Genomic DNA, 21,008 nt, shown 5'->3' with positions numbered 1-21,008 from the left:
TTCTTATCAAAATTATGTTCGACATGATCAACTCGATACCACAACCTTAAGTCACATTCAATAAACCAATTGCTCGGCTTGCATAAAAACTTTATCCACTCGATTTTAATGAAGCTATGGAAACTTTCCAGATCACTTCATGGTTCAAATCTTTTCCATTCAATTGGAAATAAATAAGTGATAATTGCCTTATGGATTCCTAGTAATAGTATTACCACTCTAAAGAGTTTGTTTTCCCATCTCTTCCCCACTCTAGTAAAAAAGTGTAATCTATTTAAAAATGATTCAAATCGATTATATCATTCGTGGTTTAATGTGCTATCATATCCATAAAAAGGAATCATCAGGAGGGTGTATTTGCTGTGATTTCAGAGGGAAAGACCTTTGGGGGCATATTACGAGTATATCGAAATAGAGCAAACTTAACACTGACTGAGTTATCAGAAAGAACAGGTGTAGCTTCTGGAACCATTAGTAAGATAGAATCCGATGCCTTTACTTTACCAAATATGCAGCATGTAATGAAGCTGGCAAAAGTACTAGATATTCCACTTTATACAGCGATCGTACCCTATTTATATAAAATTAAGCGCGAAGCGACACTTCGGTCTCTATTAGAGGCTGTGATGCAAGAGAAGAATGTGGTTCTTACCAACAAAGTAGCTTTGCAATTGCTAAATTGTCCCAAAAGCAATACATTTCTTTCTTTAGACTATCTGTATCAAAGCGCGGGAATGGAAGGGAATGAAGAACTGCGCTTGGCTCTTTATGACGTGATTTGTGACTACTCGCGTGAGCATGGAATTCCTTTGTATCTGGCAAGATCGCTTTTCCAACGCTACATGATCCGACGTGAAAATCTAAGCCAATTAGATCAAACCTATGTAGAAGGCAAGGAGCTATTACACTACACGTCCTATCTGCATATCAATGAGCGAATTTTGACCTACTATAAATTTTCCTTCCATGCATTGCGTCTTGGATTCTATTCAGATTGTATTCATCTGTGTAAACAAGGACTTGAAATCGACCATAGTCAGAGTGAACAAAAAGCAGCAGCGATTCTTGCGATTATCATTTCCTATTTTGAGTTAGAAGACTACACATTAGGGCATTTTTATCTGGAGAGATACGAAATGTTCGATTATCCCGAGGTACATAAACATGCCAGACATATTCGGGGGAAACTATACGGAAAGACAGGGAAATTTGATAAAGCCATTCCGGTATTACAAGAGTGTCTTGCGCAACAAGCACAGGATGAAAAAATTGTGATTGCGAATGATTTGCTAGAGATTTATATCCAGGTAGGAGAAGAAGAGAAAATCCGTGAACTATTTTTGGCAGAAGCATCGATCTTGCCAGAGAATTTAACTACTCCGAATCAATACAATCAAATGGGACTGTATTTCCGAACAAAGGGCACCTTTTACATTCAAAAAAACGAAGCAGACTTAGGAATCGATAGTCTTGTGGAGAGCGTGAATTACTATCGCGCAATCAATGAGATAAAACAAGCAGATAAGAGTCTGAGCGTACTTTTTGAATTCTATGTGTCAGAGAAAAAAAATCTTCCTTTTGGTATACTCCATAAATTGGTAAACGTGTATAATGGAAGTAATCATAGATCCAAACAGGAGGTATAGGTCATGAAGAAATGGATATTGTCTTTGTGTATGTTAACCGCCTTCATTACAATGCCAGTTTTAGTAGAACAACCAGCCAAGCAATCTAATCTGATTATACAATATGGCTGGCCGGAGCCTTGGTAATCATCTTTTTTCTCTGACAGTAGAAACATAAGCAACATACTGAACCATACAATCAATGCCCTCCAATTGGAGGGCATTTCTTATACGCAAAAAGGTGACTTCGGAAGACAACATTTTTACTTGAGTAATTCGTTATAATTAATTATAACTAGTTATATGTAGTTATAATTGGTGTGGAGGTAGCGGATGCAGATGGTGACGACGCCGATAGTCAATTCGCAAAAATTATGGATGGTGGTTAAGCGGATGGAGCCTCATTTGATCCGCAATCAAGCCAATATGGAGAAGCTTTTGAAAATGCTCATGATCCACGATGTTTCGAACGGCGATAGCAAAGAGCTTTGGAGCGAGTTCGAGAGCAATGAGACGTATGAAGCGAAGGTCGCTCATGCCATTATTCGTCTGAGCGACCAAATCGAAATGGAACGAAATTGAAATCAAGATGTAAATGACTACCATATGCTGTGTCCCATACGGACTGGCTATGGTAGTTTTTTATGCTTTCGCACACAATGGGCGCATGTGCCATAGGCTGGTGGTAGCTTTTTTGCTGAGGTGATACACATGAGACGCCCGGATAATCAGCCAGATTTTATCGGTGCCCTCCTAAGTATGATTCTTGGAGTCGTCCTATCATTCGAGGCCTATCGTCTGGAGGCATTCTCGACGTCCTTGTACGTGGGGGATCACACGTTGCCTGCTATTCTCGGCTTTTTGTTTTTTATGCTCGGGGGTGTGCTGCTGGTCCAATCATTCCGGGTGACGGAGGAAGCCTCTTCGCCAAATCCCGGACCGCTTTTTCCTGGAAAAAGGCTGCGCCTGCTGCTTTGCTTTTTATTCCTGTTGCTGTATGTCTGGCTGCTCGGTGCGATCGGCTACACAATGGCGACGCTCTTTGTCTCCTTTGCATTTTTTATATTGATCGGCAGCTATCGGTGGCGTACGTCCATCGTGTACTCCGTCCTTTTGACAGGGGGGCTGTATGTGGTGTTCATCTACTCGCTGCATATCACGCTGCCTGGAGGCGATTGGTTTTAGAGCAAGCATGATAAGGAGGTGCTGATCATCGAGACGTTCCAATTACTACTGGCTGGTTTTGCTTCAGCCCTCACGCCGGAGCATCTGCTCATGGCGGCACTCGGCGCTCTTATTGGCACCTTTGTAGGCGTATTGCCCGGTCTCGGTCCCACTTCTGCCATCGCGATTCTACTTCCGGTGACAGCCGTACTGGAGCCGACACAAGGGATGATCATGCTGGCAGGGATTTATTACGGTGCCATGTACGGCGGTTCGACGACTGCCATTCTGCTCAATATCCCGGGGGAGCTATCGTCAGTCCCCACGTGTTTGGATGGCTATCCGCTCGCGAAAAAAGGGAGAGGTGGGCCAGCATTAGGGATATCCGCACTGGCTTCGTTTGGTGCAGGGGTACTGGGCGTAATCGGCCTCGTCTTTTTCGCACCGATTTTGGCAGATCAAGCCTTAAAATTCGGACCGCCTGAATACTTTGCGCTGATGATTTTGGCTCTCACGCTGATGGTCAGTCTATCAGGAGGATCATTGGTCAAATCGTTTTTGATGGGGGCATTCGGCTATACGCTCGCTCTAGTTGGACTGGGACCCTCTTCGGGCATGCCGCGCTTTGATTACGGCGTGCCCGCATTGGTCGGCGGTTTTGACATGATTAGCATCATTATCGGGTTGTTTGCGATTACGGAAGTCCTCAAAGGGATTGATGAAAAACGCACAGCTACCCTGCTTGGCAAGCCAGGTAGTGTCTACCCGAAAAAGGAAGACTTGAGAGTAAGTGCTGGGCCTATGCTGAGGGGCGGAATTATCGGCTTTTTTCTTGGATTGCTGCCAGGCTGTTCGGCTGCGATCACGTCGTTTTTGGCGTACGATATGGAGAAAAAGCTATCGAAGCATCCCGAGAAGTTTGGTCAGGGAGCGATCGAAGGGGTGGCAGCACCAGAAGCAGCGAATAATGCGACGAGCAGTGCGGGCTTCATCCCGCTGTTTTCGCTCGGGATTCCTTCCTCACCGCCACTGGCGATTTTGTTGGCAGGATTGATGATCTACGGTTTGACGCCAGGCCCTGTTTTGTTTGAACAAAATGCGAGCTTTGTCTGGACGGTCATCGCTTCGATGTTCGTGGGGAATGCGATGCTTCTCGTGCTGAACCTCCCGATGGTATGGGTGTGGGTCAAATTGACGAGGGTACCGTATGGCATCATGGCTCCAATCATCCTGATGTTCTGCACGATTGGGGCATACAGTGTGCGCAACAGCATGTTTGATGTGTGGGTAGCGTTTCTGTTTGGCGGACTTGGGTATGTTTTCTCCAAATATAAATGGCCCGTTGTTCCGCTGGTGTTGTGCTTCATTTTGGGACCGCTTCTGGAAGAATCCTTCATTCAAACGATGGCGATGGGCGCGGGTGATTTCAGTATTGTTTTGTTTCGACCTCTATCGTTGACCATCTTGCTGGCAGCTGGAGCACTCTTGATCATCTCATTGGTGCTGAACCGTCGGACACAGCAAAGGCTGAAAGAAGAGCGTGACCGGGGAGTAGATGTCGCGTAGGGAGGAAGAGTCATTGAAAAGGTATAAACAATGGGCGGCTGTCATCCTGTCGTTACTTTTGGCGGCAGCTGTTAGCGCATGTGGAAATCAAGGTACAGCCGAGTTGGCTTATCCATCGAAGCAGGTGGAGTATATCGTGCCGTATTCTGCCGGGGGCGGAGTCGATCTCGTAGCCAGAGCGGCAGCAGATTACTTGAGCAAGGAATGGGGGCAGCCCATCGTCGTCGTCAACAAGGCGGGAGGTGGTGGGGCGGTAGGAGCGGAGTATGCTTTAAAGCAAGCCAAAAACGATGGTTACACAGCGCTTGCTGTCAATGTATCCAATACGACGATGCTCGCTGCCGGGATGAAAGCACCGCCGATTACAAGCGAGGATCAAGTCTATGCAGCCAGGATTGGCAAAGGAACGCTTGCTTTTGCTGTGAAAGCCGACGCACCTTGGAAAGATTTCGCTGAATTTTCCGCGTGGGTTCGTGCGAATCCGGAGCAGTTAACATGGACTTCTGTAGGTCCAGCAGGTTTTTCCGCTTTTGGGGTAGCAGAGTGGTTGGATGTGATTGGGGCTGACTTCGCCAAGACGAGAATGATCGTGACGAAAGGCGCATCCGACTCCGTCCCGAAAGTCGCTGGAGGGCACGCGATTTTGGCGGTGCATACCGTGGGGGAGATCATGCCGATGCTGAAAGCGGGCAAGGTCAAAATCCTCGCCGTATCCGGTGACACGCGAAGTCCGTTCCTGCCTGACGTTCCTACTGCGGAGGAGCAAGGGATTCAAGGCTTGTCGGTTTTCTGGTGGACGGGAGTGTCGTTTGCCAAAGGAACGCCAGCGTCGATTATCCGCAAGTGGGAAGAAGCGATTGCCAAGATGGAAAAAGACCCAGCCTTTTTGCAAAAGCTGAGTGAAATCCATGTGGAGCCGGCATATGCGGTAAGTGAAGCATTTACGAAGGAAACACAGGCAGAAACAACATACTACTTGGAATTGGCGACCAAGAAGGGCATTCGAAAATAAGGGCGACAAAAGAAAAAGGGAGAACGGCCTGTAGCTGTTCTCCCGTTTCCATCTATCTATTTAGGTATCCGTTTTTCGTACCTGAATTTATAAAAACCATTTGTTGCGTTTGGCTCGGTCTCGCCGACCTTTTTGTAACCGCATTTCTCGTAGAAGTGTTGGTTGCGCACCGCTTCATAGCCAGTATCGAGCGTCCACTTTTTGATGTGTGGATACGCTGCCTCCATGAACTGCATGGTTTGGCTTCCGATACGCAGGTTTTGCTTATCAGGATCGACATAAATGATCCCCAGCTCCAAATGCTCATGGTCGACTGGAATGAGGCAAAAACCGCCGACGATCTGGTCATCCAGCAAGATCGTATAGTAATGGGCCTTTTGCATGAATAAAATATGCTGGTCAGGCTGGTCATGTCCGGCAGGGCCCTCTCCGTACTTTTGGACGTCTTCTGCGAAGCAGCGAGTGGCAATTTGGGTGAGTTGTTCCGCGTTCGCGGGGACAGCCTTTTTGAAAAAAACCATAGGACTCATGAGATCATCTCCAGTTCGTCTGACTACTTCGAAATAGGTGTATGTATGATTAGTAAAATTCTCCTATATAGCAGACGGATGAACCCACAGAATGGTTACCTACTTATTTTAGGCATGAAGATTTCTAAGGGCCGGGCCGCACGCCCTCGCAAAATGTTGGAGATGGATAAGCACAACTGTCCTTTGCCCGGACACAGCTGTCTCACACCTGTTTGGATTTGAGAAGGTGCAGTCTGCTTGTCGCTTCGGAAAAACTACGTGCCACAAGGGGGAGCTTGGTTGGTATCCAACTTGCAGAGCTTTTTTCTGAATGTGGATGCAATAGCAGAGGAAGGGAGAGAATGGCTTGGATATGCGGGAAGTGGTTGCCATTGTAACGGGTGGTGCTTCCGGTTTGGGAGAAGCCGCTGTGAGGAATGTAGTTCAACACGGGGGAAAAGTAGCCATTCTTGATTTGACGGTAGAGAAGGGGCAAGCGCTGGCGAATGAGTTGGGGCGCGAGAATGCTTTGTTCGTGCATACCGATGTTATTAGTGAGGCGAGTGTAAGGGAGGCCATTGATCAGGCTGCTGGCACATTCGGTACGATTCACGCTGTGGTCAACTGTGCGGGGATTGGTTTGGCACAAAAAACGCTGTCGAGAAGCGGTCCACATCCACTGGAATCCTTCAGCAAAGTCATTTCAGTCAATCTGATCGGTACTTTTAATGTTATTCGGTTGGCGGTGGAGCAAATGGTAGGAAACGAGCCGAACCAACAGGGGGAGCGAGGTGTCATCATTAATACCGCATCGGTGGCGGCTTTTGAAGGACAGGTGGGGCAGGTTGCCTATAGCGCCTCCAAAGGCGGAATTGTAAGTATGACCCTGCCGCTAGCAAGAGATCTGGCTTGGTATGGCATACGCGTGATGGCGATTGCTCCAGGGCTATTTGACACGCCGATGTTCGATCAGCTCCCGCGCTCTGAAAAAGCAGCGTTGGGTGCGACTGTTCCTTTTCCCGCTCGCATGGGTGACCCGAAAGAATACGCGATGCTCGTGAACAGCATCCTCACCAATCCGATGTTGAATGGAGAAACGATCCGGCTGGATGGGGCAATCAGAATGGCACCGAAATAGAGGGGACGTGTTGACAGGAAGATAGTTAGGTGCCATACTATATCTATGACAAACCATTCAAACGGAAGAAAACAAGAAGATGCGATCCCATCGCTAGTTCAATCGCAACGCCAGATTGACCGGTATGGACTCGATGTTGATGCACAAGCTATACTCGTCGCCGCCAGGCTGATGGAGGCAGGAGCCAAGCTAGGGCATGCGGCCGAAATACATTTTGCCAGATTCGGCTTATCAACGGGACGATATCGGTTGTTGGCAGACCTTGAAGATAACGGAGGGGAAGTACTGCCGTCACAATTGGCAGAGCATCTGGGTGTAACACGTGCAACTGTTACCGGTCTGATCGACATCCTCGAGCGCGACGGCCTAGTCTCACGACGAGCGAGTGCAAAAGATGGCAGGCAAAAATCGGTCATGTTAACGGAGCTCGGGGCTAGTAAGCTGCGTGAAATGGCGCCTGAGCACTTTGCGAGATTGGAAGCGATGGTCGGATTGCTCAATACTCAGGAGCGCAGTGTGTTTCTCGACCTGCTAGGCCGCGTGACACAAGGCATCTCGGCACTGACAGAAGAATAGTAAGCAGTAAAGCGGGCTAGGCAGCTAGCCCATTTTCACTCTTATATAGTTAGGTTCCTAATTACTTATTCAGAACAAGGGAAAGGAGGTGAAAAACATGCATGATCCTGCAAAATCGGGAGGTGTTTATCCGATCAAGAGGGCAAGTCCCGAGCGGAAATTGTTTGTTTTATGGCGAGAGGTCGTCATGGCTTATTTGTCTCCTGCAATCATGGCGAGCATTGGAGGATGGATCACCGCTGACAAAGGGCTGCAAATAGGAGCATTGACCACGATTGGCGGAACATCTGCATTGATTGCCGCACTGCTTGGACGATGGTTACAGAGCCAAGGTATACATAAACGTTGGGTCACCCACACGCCTCATTTGGCGCTGGTAGCGGTTATGGGGATGACAATGGCGGTGATCGGTCTGTTGGCAGCATGGCTAACAACGGAGTTACTCGTCATCGTTGCTCCCGGTGAATCGTTAGCTTGGCTAAGCCGTGTCTGGATCGACTTCCCGCTATCAGCGATAATCGCCAGCACGTTAATCACATGGCGGTGGCGTAGTGCCATCAGCCATGACCAATAAAAATGGAATCAGTTACGGAGGAGAGATAGATAATGATCGTAGTTATGGGAGCGACAGGAACCATAGGACGTGCACTTTTGAAACGATTGATAGAGCTTGGTGTCCCAACTCGGGCATTGAGCAGAACACCGGAAAAACTTCAGATGCTAATGGGAGAACGGGCAGAATCTACGGTGGAAGTCGCAGCAGCGGAAGCTTCTGACCCTGAATCATTGCGCACAGCATTCACAGGTGCGAATCAGCTTTTCCTTTCCCTTTCAAACAGTCCCGATCAGGTCGAGCTGGAAACAGCGATGATTCGCATAGCAGCTGAGGCTGGAATCCAACACATTGTGAAAATATCCAGTCCAGCCTACGACGAAAAGGCGCCAGTCGCCGTAGCGAGATGGCACCAGGAAATCGAGAGAACTTTATTAGAATCGGGTATGAAAAATACTGTGCTTCGACCGTACGCCTTTATGCAGAATCTGCTCCGTTTCGCACCGACAATTCAGACGCAACATGTTTTCTTCGGTGCGATGGGCGAAACAGCCTGCAACTTTATCGATTGCCGGGATATCGCCGATGTTGCCGCAGAGGCATTGACCCATCCCGAAAAAGCAGGTCGTGTATACACACTGACGGGTTCTGAGGTTTTCAGCTATTCGCAAATTGCGAGCAAGCTGTCAGAGCTGCTTGACCGCCCGATAACGTACATCAACAAGGATAGCGAAGCACTCCGACGTGATCTGATGGAGTATGGAAACATGCCGGAGTGGCTCGCCAGTCATGTCGTTGAAATTCAAGCGATGTCAGTAGCGATCCCGGAAAAGCCGACAGACGATGTATGGCGTGTCCTCGGCAGAGAACCTCGCAAGCTGGACGCTTTTCTGCAAGAACATAGTGAAAAGTTCCGTTAATCAACAGGGCTATTTTCTAACAGCGAAATTTCTTGGGCTTTCAGAAGAGCCTGAGTGCGATTGGTGACACCGAGCTTGCCATATATCCGATGCAAATACACCTTGACGGTCCCGAGCGTATTCCCTAGCTCATCGGCGATCATCTTGTTGGATGCTCCTTCGGCCAGCATGGAAAGGATAATCATTTCTTTTCCAGTTAGCGGCTCGATCAAAGGAGCTTTTCTTTTCTCCATTTTCTTAGGGAAAAGGGATAGTAGCTGGTTGACGTACGCTGCTGGTACGGACGGACCTGGCTGTTGGGATCGTTTTTTCAAGCGTAGCTGGTAATCGTGCAAGAGGTGAGACATCGCCGTACCTTCGTCCAGAAAGCTTCGGACGTAGCAGTTGTTTCCCCCAATCAAGAGTGCTTCGTGGAGGAAAGCCAGTGCTTCTTTTTTGTTGCCGCACTGTTGGTGGGCGAGCGCTTGCAGAATGGCGATGTCTACTTGGCTGATCAACAGCTCCTCGCGAATACTGGATGGCTTTAGGATCGTTAAAATACGTAAGGCTTCCTGCTCCTGCTGCTGGGCGAGCAGCAAACGGACATAGGTCAAAACCTCTAATTCTCTCTGAATGCTAGGCTGATTCAAAATGGAAGGGGGAAGCTTGGACAACTCCGTTTTTGCCAAAGCAATGTCCCCTTCCTGGATCGCGATGTGTGCGAGAAATGCTTGTAATGGGTTTAACCAATAAGAACCACCCCAGCTTGTGACCGTCTCCCGTGTCTCTGAAATGATTTTTCGTGCCGCAACAAAATTCCCCTCCACTAGCTTGTGCTTGGCGGATGTCAGCGCATAGGGGACGAGCAGGCCAGGTATTTGTTTTTGAAGTGCGACTAAACGAACTCGCTGAAGATGATCGAGGCTTTCTTCCAGCCTGTTTTCCTCATACAGCCCCTCCGCCAACGCCTGAATGGTGTACAGGTTGATCAGAGAATCCTTCCAGCCATGAGCTTCGAGTATGCTGGAAAAATGCTTGCCGACAGCCTCTGTTTGATCAGACAGCATCCCTTTTAACCCGAATCGCGTACGGCGAATAAACGGCTCAGTCGTGTTGTAATTAAAATGGTAAAACAACGGACTCTCTGGCAGCTCACCACTTAACTGTGAGGAACTGGCAATCCAGCTCTCAAAATCTCCGGTTGCAAACACTAGATTCGCTCGCACAAAAAACAGCCCGCTCAAAAACTGTTGATGCTCCGTCGAGTCTTCCAGGCTCGCAGCGCTTTGCTCCAATTGGGTGAGGGCAAGCTCTGCCCGATCCGTAAAACCGCAAGCAACCAAGAGGAACACATAGATCAGGCGAAAAAGTGGTGAGAAATGGTTCGCGTGATCAGGGATGCTGTCCAGCGTTCTGAGAAAGCTGGAAAACTCGCCGCGTTGGAGCAGTACCGGAATATGTTGCGCAAGGAAGCTTGCAGCCAGCGTATAATCGGCAGCGGCAATCGCATGTTCGATCGCTTCGTCCATCATTCCACGCTCCGCATAGCTCTCACTGGCTAGCCGATGCAGCTTACGTGCTTCTCCGGGAGCCGTCTGCTCCAATTGACTGAGCAAAAAATCGGCAAACAAGTGATGGTATCGATACCACGTCCCATAATCATCCAGCGGGATTAAAAAAATGTTTTGGCGGTGCAAGCGGGTCAGCATTTGTTGGCACTGGGGCAGGCTGGTCAGAGCTTGGCATACGTGAGCGTCCATTCTCGCCAGCACAGAGGTTTTGAGCAAGAAGCTGCGCTCCTCTTCCGGAAGTCGCATGATTACCTCATGAAACAAATACTCTGAGATATTGCGATGAGATCCAGTAAATCCGGCGAAAAATTGATCGTGATTCTCCGTATTCACGAGTGAAATAGCTGCGAGCTGCAAGCCGGCGATCCAGCCCTCCGTACTTTTCACTAGCTGTTCAATTTGGGTTTCGGTCAGAGGTAAATCGTGAACCTGCCGATAAAAGCTATCTGTCTCTTGATAACTGAAAAGAAATTGTCCTGCCTCAATGTGACATACTTCATGGCGTACGTTCCATTTGACTGTAGAAAAAGGCAACGTGTTGCGACTGGCGATGTACAGATGGACGTGACTCGGGAGATATTCCAAAAAATAAGCCAAGCTGTTGTGAATCGTCTCATCCGAGATTACGTGATAGTCATCGAGAATGATAGCAAGTGGCTGTGTCGTAGCAGCGAGTTCATTGAGCAGAGAATCGATGAAGGTAAAGATCGAGGTATGACTGGTTGCCTTCATGGCTGGTTCCATTCGCTCGGAGAGTTCAGCGAATCCAGATTCGGACAGCGTAAATACGATGTATCTCCAAAAGCGAATCAGGTCATTATCCATCTCATCGAGTGAGAGCCATACGGTGGAACCGCCGTACTGATGAGCCCATTGACTGAGCAAGGTCGTTTTTCCGTAACCGGCTGGGGCGTACAGTGCGGTTAGTCGGCATTGTAGACCAGCGTCCATTTTTTGCAGCAGTCGGCTCCTGTGAACGCTATTCGACCGAACGGCGGGCATAGCTGTTTTGGTTTTCAGCATAATGGAATGATGGAGCATGTTTATACCGTCCTATGTATTAGAATTTTATGTGTCCATTATACTTGTAATCGGCAAAAATCGACATTTGGAAAAATGAGGAATATTTTGACTTGAGGAGCAGGCCCCAAACCGCCATCTTTTGCATGCCCGTCACTTTTCGGCGAGAAATTTCCACGGAAGCCAGACATGCTTCAACAGGCTTCACATCCCGCCGCTTCTAGAATGGAAGCAAAAAAGAGAAGTGGGCGAAAGAGGCATGAAGATGAGACGATGGAAACACGCTGTTATGGTGGTAGCTACATGGATGCTCTGTGTTGCGATGGGAACGGAATCTGGCGCCGTCGAGGCGAGTAGCGAAGGGGAGGTGCAGGAGCAGGATTCCATTCAGGTAGCCTTTGTCGGGGATATGATTTTGGATAAGAGCGTTGGGAATCAGATCGGACGGTACGGCGTAGATTATCCGTTTCAAAAAACCGCCGATTTTCTCAAGCAGGCAGACCTGACGATTGGCAATCTGGAGACACCAGTCAGTACGCGGGGACGTCCGGAGAAAAAGGAATATACCTATCGTGCGAAGCCAGAGTCGTTGAAGGGGCTCGTGAACGCGGGCTTCGACGTGGTCAACCTGGCGAATAATCATTCGCTGGATTACGGAATGGACGCGCTCACTGACACGATGGAGCATCTGAAAAAGGCAAAGATCGGTTACGTGGGGGCAGGGAAAAACGAGGAAGAAGCATTCGCTCCCTACATCCAAACGATCAAGGGAAAACGCGTGGCAATCATCGGGATCAGCCGTGTCCTTCCAAATGAGCGCTGGTATGCGCGAAAAAACAAGCCAGGTCTCGCGCATGCTTACTCGTATGAGCCAATGCTGTCCTATGTAAAAAAGGCAGTGGCAGAGTCAGACATTACGATAGCGGTCATGCACTGGAATCAGGAATATAAGGATTACCCAGAACCATATGCGCGTGAGATGGCGAAAAAGCTGATCGACAGCGGTGTGGATGCCATTGTCGGGTCGCATAGCCATTCGATTATGGGCGTTGAGTTTTATAAAAAGGCGCCGATTTACTACAGTGTAGGGAATTTTGTGTTTACCACCTCGCGCAATCCGAAAGGTCGCGAAGCCATGATGGTCCAACTGACCTTTTCAAAAGACGGGAGCAAGAGCCGCGTAATCCCGGTGAAGCTCACGAACGGTCAGCCTGCTCCGATGGACGAGAAAAACAAACAGCGGATCATCGATAAGCTCAACCGCATTTCCTATGGGGCGAGCATATCCGAAAAAGGGGAGGTAACCGAGTCTAAGCCTCAATAGCGAGTCGTCGCATCATTTCTCTGCGTGTGAAAAAACATTAACTAAGACAGGCGTTTGCCTGTCTTTTTCGACTCCAACAATAACGTTTTTGACTGAATGGGTTAAGCAAACGGGCAACTTGACTTAGAGTCAACTCAAAGGTGTAAGATTGGACCAAGTCGACAACCGAAGGAGCTCCTCGAAATGAATATTAAAGAAGTTGCGGAAAGAACCGGACTTTCTGCACATACCATTCGATTTTATGAAAGAAGTGGGTTATTTCCTAAAATAAAGAGATCCCAAAATGGAATACGCGAATTTAGGGATTCTGATGTAAACTTTCTTATTTTCATGGCAACTCTCAAAAAAACAGGGATGTCACTTGAAGATATTTCGGAGTTCACAAAAGATGGCTGCATACTTGAACGTTTGGAATCCGGGGAGATGCCCAAAGAACCAGTTAGGAATCGACTTTCGATTCTTATGGATCATCGGAATAAGTTGCTCGAACAACAACGAAATATTGAATTATTTATAAATGCTGTAACTCTAAAAATTTCATTTTATGAGAGTTACATTGAAGGTACAGATAACAATGAAGTGGAGGATTTTAAAGATGGCTGAAATAAGGTATGAAGTCGGTTCACAAGTAATGAATCAGGTTGTCGGAGAATCTGGTGTTCATACTCGCGAGTTTTTGAAAGGAATCGCGCCTGACTTTGAACGTTTTTTAGTTGAATTCCCATTTGGGGACATCTATAGCCGACCAGGATTGGACTTGAAATCTCGTGAGATTGCGACCGTTGCAGCCTTAACCGCTCTTGGGTACGCAATTCCTCAACTGAAAGTTCATATTAACGGTGCCTTAAATGTTGGATGGACAAAAGAAGAGATCATGGAAATAATGATGCAAATGGCCGTTTATGCTGGTTTCCCCGCCGCTTTAAATGGACTGAATGCAGCTAAGGAAGTTTTTACAGCTAGAAATTTATAAAAGGGGAGTATCAACATGTTAAACCGAAATATTTCTTTTACCTGGATTGGTTTTGGTGGATTTTATATAGAAACATCTGGAAATAAAAAAATACTTATTGATCCATGGATTAAAAACAATCCCTCCTGTCCCGAAACGATTAAAAACATAGAAAAAGTAGATTACATTTTTTTAACACATGCACATCGAGATCATGCTGAAGATGTCGTTTGGCTTGCGCAAAAAACAGGTGCCAGCGTATTGGCAGGCTGGGAACTGGCGTTTATTCTCCAGAAAAAAGGTGTTCAAAATATCGTTGCCATAAATAAAGGTGGAACTCGACAATTTGAAGATATAGCGGTTACTGCTGTACATGCAGACCATTCCTCGGCTTTCGTTGATGGTGATCAGATTCTCTATGGCGGGGAGCCTATGGGGTACGTAATCAAATTCGAAAATGGATACACTGTCTATCACGCTGGGGATACAAACGTATTTGGTGATATGGCTCTAATTGCTGAATTATACGTTCCAGACCTGGCATTATTGCCTATCGGTGATGCTTATACGATGTCCCCCAGAGAGGCTGCTAAGGCAGTCCGCCTGCTAAATATAAAAAATGTTATACCGACACATTTTGGCGTATTTGATTTTTTAACTGGTCGGCCAAGCGAACTCTCTGCTTTGCTTTCTGATGTTAAAGATTTAACAGTTTACGATATAAGTCCTGGTGATACTATTTTTATCAATCACAATAAATGAGAAAGAGAGATAGTATTCAGTTAAGGATGTTATAACGGCAATGACTTTCTGGTCAGTCTAGAACCTTATTTTCATTGAACAGTCCCTTTGTTGAGAAAGACTATGCAAAGAGTCCGGGGGCTAAATGGGACCTTGAGAAAAAAGTATGGTATATCCCGGATGGGGCATAGTTATGCATATTTGAGGAATGGGCAGAATGGAGGTGTATAACATCACGAAAGGGAGTGATTGTCAGTGCAAGCTATCACTACGTTTTTCATGTTCCACGGACAAGCGGAAGAAGCGATGAAGTTTTACACTTCTATTTTTGATCGCTCCGAAATCAGGCAGGTATTGCATCACGAGAATGGACAAGTCCTGCACGCTACTTTCACCTTAAAAGACCAGACCTTTATGTGTATCGACAATACGAACGGTGACTATCATGCTTTTACTCCGGCGATTTCGTTGTTTGTGGACTGCGATACGGAGGAAGAGGTTGATCGGGTTTTCGGACAGCTTTCCGCAGATGGACAAATACTCATGCCGCTCGGGCAATATCCGTTCAGTGAAAAGTTCGGATGGGTTCAAGATCGTTACGGATTATCCTGGCAGATTCATTTACCGAAAAGATGATATTGAAAAGCCGGTACACCTCTTGGTACTGGCTTTTTTATAGGATAATAAACGCTGCTGTGGTGGGGGGAAGAAGCGAATTTCCAGTCTACGCTTCGGCCTACGCCCCGCAAGGGGTATCACTGTCCGCTTCGTTACGCGCTTCAAACCCGAAAACGCGCAGGCGTTTTTGTATGTAATAAAAGCTGAAATTCCCCGCCATTTATTACGAAGCTGAGGCGGGCTCCAGAGGCGCTTGGACTGGGAATTGGCTTCTTCCTACGAGCTTTTCGTTAGTTCATTGAAAGTGGATCTAAGATGGTTTGTGCTAACTGCATTGACTTTCAGAAGCTTCCATGAGTTTACTTGCAAAACGTTTTAAACCTACGAAAGAATCTACAGCTTTCCGGAAGCACTGTCACATGTTTGGAAGGAGACCGCCCGAACGAAGAGAGGATACAGGCGACTGGAAAACATGTGGCAGGGCTTCTCCGACCACAATCGATGGAATACATCTTTTTTCAACATCATCATCAACTGACGAAAACTACGTAGCCAACGATAAATGCTTCGCACATGTCCAATCCTTTTTTACAGAAATAGAATCGTACATTGATATAATGAAGGTAGGGCTGTATAGATAATCAGACAGTGGAGAATAAAGGGGGAAACATGATGGATGAGAAATGGACACGCCTGGTACATAACATGAACCCGTCTGCCAAGCTCCTCCGTGCATGGGAGCTAAAAGGAGGGATTTCTGCACAGGTCACCGCGCTTGAAATGGAGATTCCTGACGGCAAGAAGAAAATAGTAGTCGTCCGCGAGCATGGTCAGGCTGACCTCAAGCGAAATCCGCAGATCGCATCAGATGAATTCAAACTTTTGCAAATACTGAAGTCCGCTGACTTGCCGACTCCAACGCCCTATCATCTCGAAGCATCCAGCGAGATATTTCCCACACCGTGCCTTGTCATCGAATTCATAGAAGGCCAGACAGTCACCAAACCAGCCGACTTATCCAGCTATCTAAAGCAAGCAGCTGAGGTGCTGGTTCGCATCCATTCGGTAGACGCTTCTAGGCTGGCTGGCACTTATTTGCCGAAACAAGAAGAAGCGATAACGGAAAAGCTCTACAAAAGATCTGCGATCCTGGACAAATCATTGGATGAGGGACTCATTCGCGAAGTGCTGGAGTCCGTTTGGCCGCTACGTCAAGCGAATGCAGCATCGCTTTTGCATGGCGATTTCTGGCCAGGAAATACGATGTGGAAGGAAGAGAAGCTGGCTGCAGTTATCGATTGGGAGGACGCTGCGACAGGCGACCCCTTGTCTGATCTCGGCAATGCCAGACTGGAGATTTTGTGGGCATTTGGAGTGGAGGCCATGAATGATTTTACCCTTTGCTATCAATCTGGCAGCAAGACTCTCGATTACACCCAGCTTCCGTACTGGGATTTGTGCGCTGCACTGCGGCCAGCCTCGAATCTATCTGATTGGGGATTGGAAAAGAGTATGGAGAAAACCATGCGCGAGCGACATTCTCTATTCGTGATGCAGGCATTTGAAAAACTAGGCATTCCGTATAAAAGACATGCCACTTATGAGAGCTTCGAATAATCGGGGCTTTTTTTCTGTGAAAAACGTCTCGACGTTTTTCATAAAGGTGGATGCGACCGCTTGCGGTCAACAAAACGGTCATGACCGTTTTGTTTGGAAAAAAATGTTGACCGTTCAGGTGTAGATACCTATAATCTAATTCATAGTAAACATGTAGGAATTATAAGTTATTATTTTTTGATCCGACCGGACCACCGGAGGAACGGTTTCACTGAGTGAGTGCATATGAAGGAGGATCACCATGAGAAAAAGGCTTTCGCAAATCATTTCAACTTTACTGCTAGGAACGCTCCTGGTCACAGGGTGCAGCTCAGAAGGCAGCGCGCCAGCTACCTCGACACAAACGGCAACTCCGTCGGCAGATGCAACAGCACCTGCTGCCAGCAAGGTGCAAGACATAAAAGACGGCATCAATTTGGCTACGGATTTATCCAAGCTACCGGAAGCCGCAGCCAAAAGGACCGATACATTCATTGCGGGGCTGACAGAGCCGGGCGGCGTGTTTAACCCGTTTTTTTACCACAACGGCTACGATGGCAACGTCACCTCAGCGATTTTCGAATCACTGGTCGATGTCGATGCGACAGGAAAGCCAGTACCCAAGCTCGCGGAAAAATGGGATGTATCACCTGACCAGCTTACGTATACGTTCCACCTGAGACCGAATCTGAAATTCAGCGATGGTTCACCGCTGACGGCAGAGGATGTAGCCTTTACACTGACGATTCTGCATGACAAAACGTACGACGGCGAAACGGACATTTTCGTAGCAAGTATCAAGGGTGGTCGTGAATACAAGGAAAGAAAAGCGAACACGATCGAAGGGATCAAGGTGATTGATCCACAGAAGATCCAGATCACGACGGAAAAAGTGAACGCCAAGTCTCTTGTCCTGTTAGGCGGGCAGGTGCTCTCCAAAGCGTACTACGGCAAGGAGTACAAACCAGGCAATTTGGAGTATCTCCGCACCTTACACGGCAAGCCATTAGGAGCTGGACCTTATAAATTGGAAGCGTACATTCCTGGTCAAGAAGTCCGCTATCTCGCAAACGAGCACTATTACAAGGGCAAGCCGCAGGTTGAGCACTTTATCTACAAGACGACAGAGGGCGACGCTCTACAGTTTATCCAGACAGGGGAAATGGATTACAACTCCTTTACCGTCAACTCGGATAACATCGAGCAGCTGCAAGAGCTGGGATATGTGAATATCAATCTGTACACATCCAGCGCTTATTCGTACATCAAGTTCAATCATTCCAAGCCATTTTTCAAAGACAAGCGCGTCCGCCAAGCCTTCATTTACGGACTGGATCGCCAAAAGATTCTGGATCTGACCTACCAAGGATACGCGCAAGTCGCCAATGTACCGATCAGCCCTGTTTCCTGGGCCTATACGGAGGATGTCAATCCGTACGCCTACAATCCGGAAAAGGCGAAGCAGCTCCTGGATGAAGCGGGCTGGAAGCCTGGCGCGGATGGAATCCGTGAAAAAGACGGACAAAAGCTGATCGTGCATTACTACACGACAAAAGGAAAGCTGGGAGAAGTTCTGATCCCGATTGCCAAAGAAAACTACAAAGAGCTGGGCATCCAGTTTGAAGCAGAAATGATGGACTACAACGCCGTATTGGCACGGACGGAAAAAGGCGATCACGACCTCGCTTCGTTCTCAACCACGATGCTGATCGATCCAGATGACGGTGTAGACGCCTTCTCGACGAAAAAGGGTAAGAGCGGATTTACCGGAACGAATGGCTACTCCAATGCCAAAGTAGACGAATTGCTGGAAGCAGGCCTATCTACGCTGGACATCGAGAAGCGCAAAGCAATCTACAAAGATCTGTACAAAGAGTTGAGCGATGATCCACCGTACATCCTCCTCGGCTACCGCAAAATTTTGTCTGCGCACAACGGCAAGATCAAGGGCTTGGAGCCGAATCCGTTCACGGGCATTTCGACCAGCCTGCCTGGCATCAAAATCGAGTAACAAGTTCGAGTAACTGACTCACGAATGTTGTGCCCGGCCCTGGGGCTGGGCTTTCTTTTTTTCCCAAGCATGAAAGGAGGCAAACGATGACGTCCTACTTCCTGAAAAGGGTCTTTTACATGGCATTGACGCTCTTCGGCGCATCCATTTTAATTTTTTTCCTGTATGCCCTAACGCCCGGTGATTTCGTCGATACGAGTCTCAAGCTGACAGCCGAACGAAAGCTGGAGCTAAAAGCGATGTACGGGCTGGATAAGCCTGTCGTCGAACGGTATTTCATCTGGATGAAAAACGCCCTCCAAGGCGATTTTGGTTATTCTCTGCAATACCAACAGCCGGTGATGTCGCTGCTAAACGATTACATCTGGAATTCGTTTTTGCTGGCGATTACCTCCACCTTTTTTACATGGCTGATCGCGATCTCAATCGGAGTTCTGTCTGCTGCAAGGCAGCATTCCTGGTTCGATGCGCTCGTGACGATCGGTGTTTTTGCTGCGATGTCGCTGCCTGTCTTTTTCGTTGGGCTGCTGTTTATCAAGTTGTTTGCCGTCGATGCCAAGCTGTTTCCCGCAGGGGGCATGATGATGATCGGCAGCAAGGAAACAGGGCTCACCTATGCGTGGGACGTGGTTCAGCATATGTTTTTGCCTGTGACGGTGCTAACTTTGCTGAGCGTGGGGACGCTGACCCGCTATTTCCGCACGAACATGCTGGAGGTCATTCAACAAGACTTCGTGCGCACGGCCCGGGCAAAAGGCCTGAAGGAAAAAGTCGTCCTGCACAAGCACGCGCTGCGCAATGCGCTTCTGCCTGCCATTACACTGTTAGGCTTTGAGCTGCCAGCTCTGTTTGGTGGGGCGATCATCACGGAAAAAATCTTTAACTGGCCCGGTGTCGGACAGTTGTACATGCAGGCGTTTTCTGTACGGGACTACCCGCTCTTGATGGGCTTTACGATGTTCCTGGCGATTCTCACCGTCATCGGAAACTTATCTGCTGATTTGCTGTACAGAGTGGCCGACCCACGGGTTCGGTTGAAATAGGAGGGGAAAAACGATGGCATCGACGGTAAGTGAAGTAGCGGAGGTGACGAGACCGGAGCAGGTAACGTTGCGTTCTTCCTTGTGGCACGAGGCTTTTTTGCGACTGAAAAAGAAGCGTCTGGCCATGGTTGGACTTGTGTTTTTACTCGTTATGGCAGTGGGATGCTTCATCGGTCCGTTTTTTTCTCCGTACGCATCCGGCAAGATTAATACGGCCATGATCAACAAGCCGCCAAGCTTCTCCCATTGGCTCGGGACGGACAGCTTGGGCAGAGACATTTTGACGCGATTGATGCAGGCTGGCCGAATCTCATTGACAGTCGGCATTGCTTCCATGGTGCTCTCCGTTTCCATTGGCGCCCTTCTCGGGGCACTGGCTGGCTTTTACCGCGGATGGGTCGATCAAGTAATCATGCGTGTAGCAGACGTGCTCATGACCATTCCTGGTCTGCCGCTCTTGTTTATTATGGGCGCAGTCCTCTCCGAGTGGAAAATCCCGACCGACTACCGCATTTATATCGTCATGGTCATGCTGAGCCTGATCGGCTGGCCCGGCTTGGCGCGAATGGTCCGCAGCCAGATGCTCACCCTGCGTGAAAGTGAATTCATGCAAGCAGCAGAAGTACTCGGTCTGCGCGACAGACGCAAGCTGTTCTTCCATTTGCTGCCCAATCTGACACCACTCTTGATTGTCGTTGCCACCTTGAACGTCGGTGGTGCGATCCTGAGCGAATCCGTATTATCGTACTTCGGCCTCGGAGTCGTCCCGCCAACCCCGACATGGGGCAATATGATGGATGCAGCGAATACCTTAATCGATTTTCAGAAAAGACCATGGCTGTGGGTTCCTCCGGGTATTGCTATTTTCGCTACTGTCATCTCGATTAATTTGCTGGGGGATGGATTGCGAGATGCTTTGGACCCGAAGCAGAAGCGTTGATGGGTGTTTTTGAATGATTTATAACTTCTTGAACCTACTTTCAAGATAAAACTGAAGCAGCGCAGGGAGAAGTGATTTCCAGTCCAAGCGCCTCTGGAGCCCATCCCAGCTTCGGAAAAAATGGCGGGGAATTTCAGCTTCACTCATGGA

General features: G+C 48.0%; 22 protein-coding genes. 20 read left to right on the top strand and 2 right to left on the bottom strand.

Annotation, left to right across the window (positions count from 1 at the left end; genetic code table 11):
* Nucleotides 1-362: 362 nt before the first annotated feature.
* From BBR47_RS23280 to BBR47_RS23260, 6 genes are all read left to right on the top strand, one after another.
* Nucleotides 363-1,646, top strand: coding sequence for a helix-turn-helix domain-containing protein (locus BBR47_RS23280; protein WP_015892886.1), 1,284 nt, complete (start codon nucleotides 363-365; stop codon nucleotides 1,644-1,646).
* 3 nt (nucleotides 1,647-1,649) lie between these two features.
* A complete protein-coding gene (locus BBR47_RS31840) occupies nucleotides 1,650-1,772 on the top strand; it encodes a hypothetical protein (protein WP_016742160.1) in 123 nt (40 codons plus the stop codon).
* A gap of 186 nt (nucleotides 1,773-1,958) precedes the next feature.
* Nucleotides 1,959-2,207 carry a hypothetical protein gene (locus tag BBR47_RS23275; RefSeq protein WP_015892885.1) on the top strand — a complete coding sequence of 83 codons (249 nt, stop codon included), beginning with the start codon at nucleotides 1,959-1,961 and terminating at the stop codon, nucleotides 2,205-2,207.
* Nucleotides 2,208-2,336: 129 nt separating this feature from the next.
* Entirely contained in the window at nucleotides 2,337-2,810 is a 474-nt protein-coding gene (locus BBR47_RS23270; RefSeq protein ID WP_015892884.1) for a tripartite tricarboxylate transporter TctB family protein, read from the top strand.
* Between the two features lie 18 nt (nucleotides 2,811-2,828).
* A complete protein-coding gene (locus BBR47_RS23265; protein WP_015892883.1) occupies nucleotides 2,829-4,355 on the top strand; it encodes a tripartite tricarboxylate transporter permease in 1,527 nt (508 codons plus the stop codon).
* Nucleotides 4,345-5,367 (top strand): tripartite tricarboxylate transporter substrate binding protein, encoded by a 1,023-nt coding sequence (locus BBR47_RS23260; protein ID WP_015892882.1) that lies wholly within the window; start codon nucleotides 4,345-4,347, stop codon nucleotides 5,365-5,367. Before BBR47_RS23265 ends, BBR47_RS23260 begins: the two co-directional genes overlap by 11 nt.
* Before the next feature lie 56 nt (nucleotides 5,368-5,423).
* Here BBR47_RS23260 and BBR47_RS23255 read toward each other — a convergent pair whose 3' ends face one another.
* Nucleotides 5,424-5,897, bottom strand: coding sequence for a GNAT family N-acetyltransferase (locus BBR47_RS23255; protein WP_015892881.1), 474 nt, complete (start codon nucleotides 5,895-5,897; stop codon nucleotides 5,424-5,426).
* A gap of 346 nt (nucleotides 5,898-6,243) precedes the next feature.
* Here BBR47_RS23255 and BBR47_RS23250 point away from each other — a divergent pair, with 346 nt between their 5' ends.
* From BBR47_RS23250 to BBR47_RS23235, 4 genes are all read left to right on the top strand, one after another.
* The gene (locus BBR47_RS23250; RefSeq protein ID WP_015892880.1) at nucleotides 6,244-7,014 is read left to right on the top strand and encodes a 3-hydroxyacyl-CoA dehydrogenase; all 771 of its coding nucleotides are present in this window, start codon (nucleotides 6,244-6,246) and stop codon (nucleotides 7,012-7,014) included.
* Nucleotides 7,015-7,059: 45 nt separating this feature from the next.
* A complete protein-coding gene (locus tag BBR47_RS23245; protein WP_015892879.1) occupies nucleotides 7,060-7,590 on the top strand; it encodes a MarR family winged helix-turn-helix transcriptional regulator in 531 nt (176 codons plus the stop codon).
* Between the two features lie 97 nt (nucleotides 7,591-7,687).
* On the top strand, nucleotides 7,688-8,164 hold the full coding sequence (locus BBR47_RS23240; protein WP_015892878.1) for a hypothetical protein: 477 nt from the start codon (nucleotides 7,688-7,690) through the stop codon (nucleotides 8,162-8,164).
* A 32-nt stretch (nucleotides 8,165-8,196) separates the two neighbouring features.
* Nucleotides 8,197-9,063, top strand: a complete 867-nt coding sequence (locus BBR47_RS23235; protein WP_015892877.1) for an SDR family oxidoreductase — start codon at nucleotides 8,197-8,199, stop codon at nucleotides 9,061-9,063.
* Here BBR47_RS23235 and BBR47_RS23230 read toward each other — a convergent pair.
* Nucleotides 9,060-11,654 (bottom strand): LuxR C-terminal-related transcriptional regulator, encoded by a 2,595-nt coding sequence (locus BBR47_RS23230; protein ID WP_041749602.1) that lies wholly within the window; start codon nucleotides 11,652-11,654, stop codon nucleotides 9,060-9,062. The two genes, BBR47_RS23235 and BBR47_RS23230, sit on opposite strands and share 4 nt — an antisense overlap.
* A gap of 238 nt (nucleotides 11,655-11,892) precedes the next feature.
* Between BBR47_RS23230 and BBR47_RS23225 the strand changes: the two genes are divergently transcribed.
* From BBR47_RS23225 to opp4C, 10 genes are all read left to right on the top strand, one after another.
* The gene (locus tag BBR47_RS23225; RefSeq protein WP_041749601.1) at nucleotides 11,893-12,957 is read left to right on the top strand and encodes a CapA family protein; all 1,065 of its coding nucleotides are present in this window, start codon (nucleotides 11,893-11,895) and stop codon (nucleotides 12,955-12,957) included.
* A gap of 183 nt (nucleotides 12,958-13,140) precedes the next feature.
* On the top strand, nucleotides 13,141-13,560 hold the full coding sequence (locus BBR47_RS23220) for a MerR family transcriptional regulator (protein WP_015892874.1): 420 nt from the start codon (nucleotides 13,141-13,143) through the stop codon (nucleotides 13,558-13,560).
* Complete coding sequence (locus BBR47_RS23215; RefSeq protein ID WP_015892873.1) at nucleotides 13,553-13,930, top strand: carboxymuconolactone decarboxylase family protein; 378 nt, start codon at nucleotides 13,553-13,555, stop codon at nucleotides 13,928-13,930. The genes BBR47_RS23220 and BBR47_RS23215 overlap by 8 nt, the downstream gene beginning before the upstream one ends.
* Before the next feature lie 15 nt (nucleotides 13,931-13,945).
* Nucleotides 13,946-14,671: a metal-dependent hydrolase gene (locus tag BBR47_RS23210; protein WP_015892872.1), complete on the top strand. Its 726-nt coding sequence runs from the start codon at nucleotides 13,946-13,948 to the stop codon at nucleotides 14,669-14,671.
* A gap of 74 nt (nucleotides 14,672-14,745) precedes the next feature.
* Complete coding sequence (locus tag BBR47_RS32030) at nucleotides 14,746-14,841, top strand: DUF5710 domain-containing protein (protein ID WP_015892871.1); 96 nt, start codon at nucleotides 14,746-14,748, stop codon at nucleotides 14,839-14,841.
* 58 nt (nucleotides 14,842-14,899) lie between these two features.
* Nucleotides 14,900-15,286, top strand: a complete 387-nt coding sequence (locus BBR47_RS23205) for a VOC family protein (RefSeq protein ID WP_015892870.1) — start codon at nucleotides 14,900-14,902, stop codon at nucleotides 15,284-15,286.
* Between the two features lie 651 nt (nucleotides 15,287-15,937).
* The gene (locus BBR47_RS23200; RefSeq protein WP_231850513.1) at nucleotides 15,938-16,885 is read left to right on the top strand and encodes a phosphotransferase; all 948 of its coding nucleotides are present in this window, start codon (nucleotides 15,938-15,940) and stop codon (nucleotides 16,883-16,885) included.
* A gap of 241 nt (nucleotides 16,886-17,126) precedes the next feature.
* Complete coding sequence (locus BBR47_RS23195; protein WP_015892866.1) at nucleotides 17,127-18,875, top strand: ABC transporter substrate-binding protein; 1,749 nt, start codon at nucleotides 17,127-17,129, stop codon at nucleotides 18,873-18,875.
* A gap of 86 nt (nucleotides 18,876-18,961) precedes the next feature.
* On the top strand, nucleotides 18,962-19,918 hold the full coding sequence (locus tag BBR47_RS23190) for an ABC transporter permease (RefSeq protein ID WP_015892865.1): 957 nt from the start codon (nucleotides 18,962-18,964) through the stop codon (nucleotides 19,916-19,918).
* Nucleotides 19,919-19,931: 13 nt separating this feature from the next.
* Nucleotides 19,932-20,858, top strand: coding sequence for an oligopeptide ABC transporter permease (gene opp4C / locus BBR47_RS23185; protein ID WP_015892864.1), 927 nt, complete (start codon nucleotides 19,932-19,934; stop codon nucleotides 20,856-20,858).
* Nucleotides 20,859-21,008 lie beyond the last annotated feature (150 nt).

This window comes from Brevibacillus brevis NBRC 100599, assembly GCF_000010165.1.
Taxonomy (GTDB): Bacteria; Bacillota; Bacilli; order Brevibacillales; family Brevibacillaceae; genus Brevibacillus; species Brevibacillus brevis_D.
The sequence above is the reverse complement of the archived record's forward strand: the minus strand, read 5'-3'. Positions and strand labels throughout refer to the sequence as shown.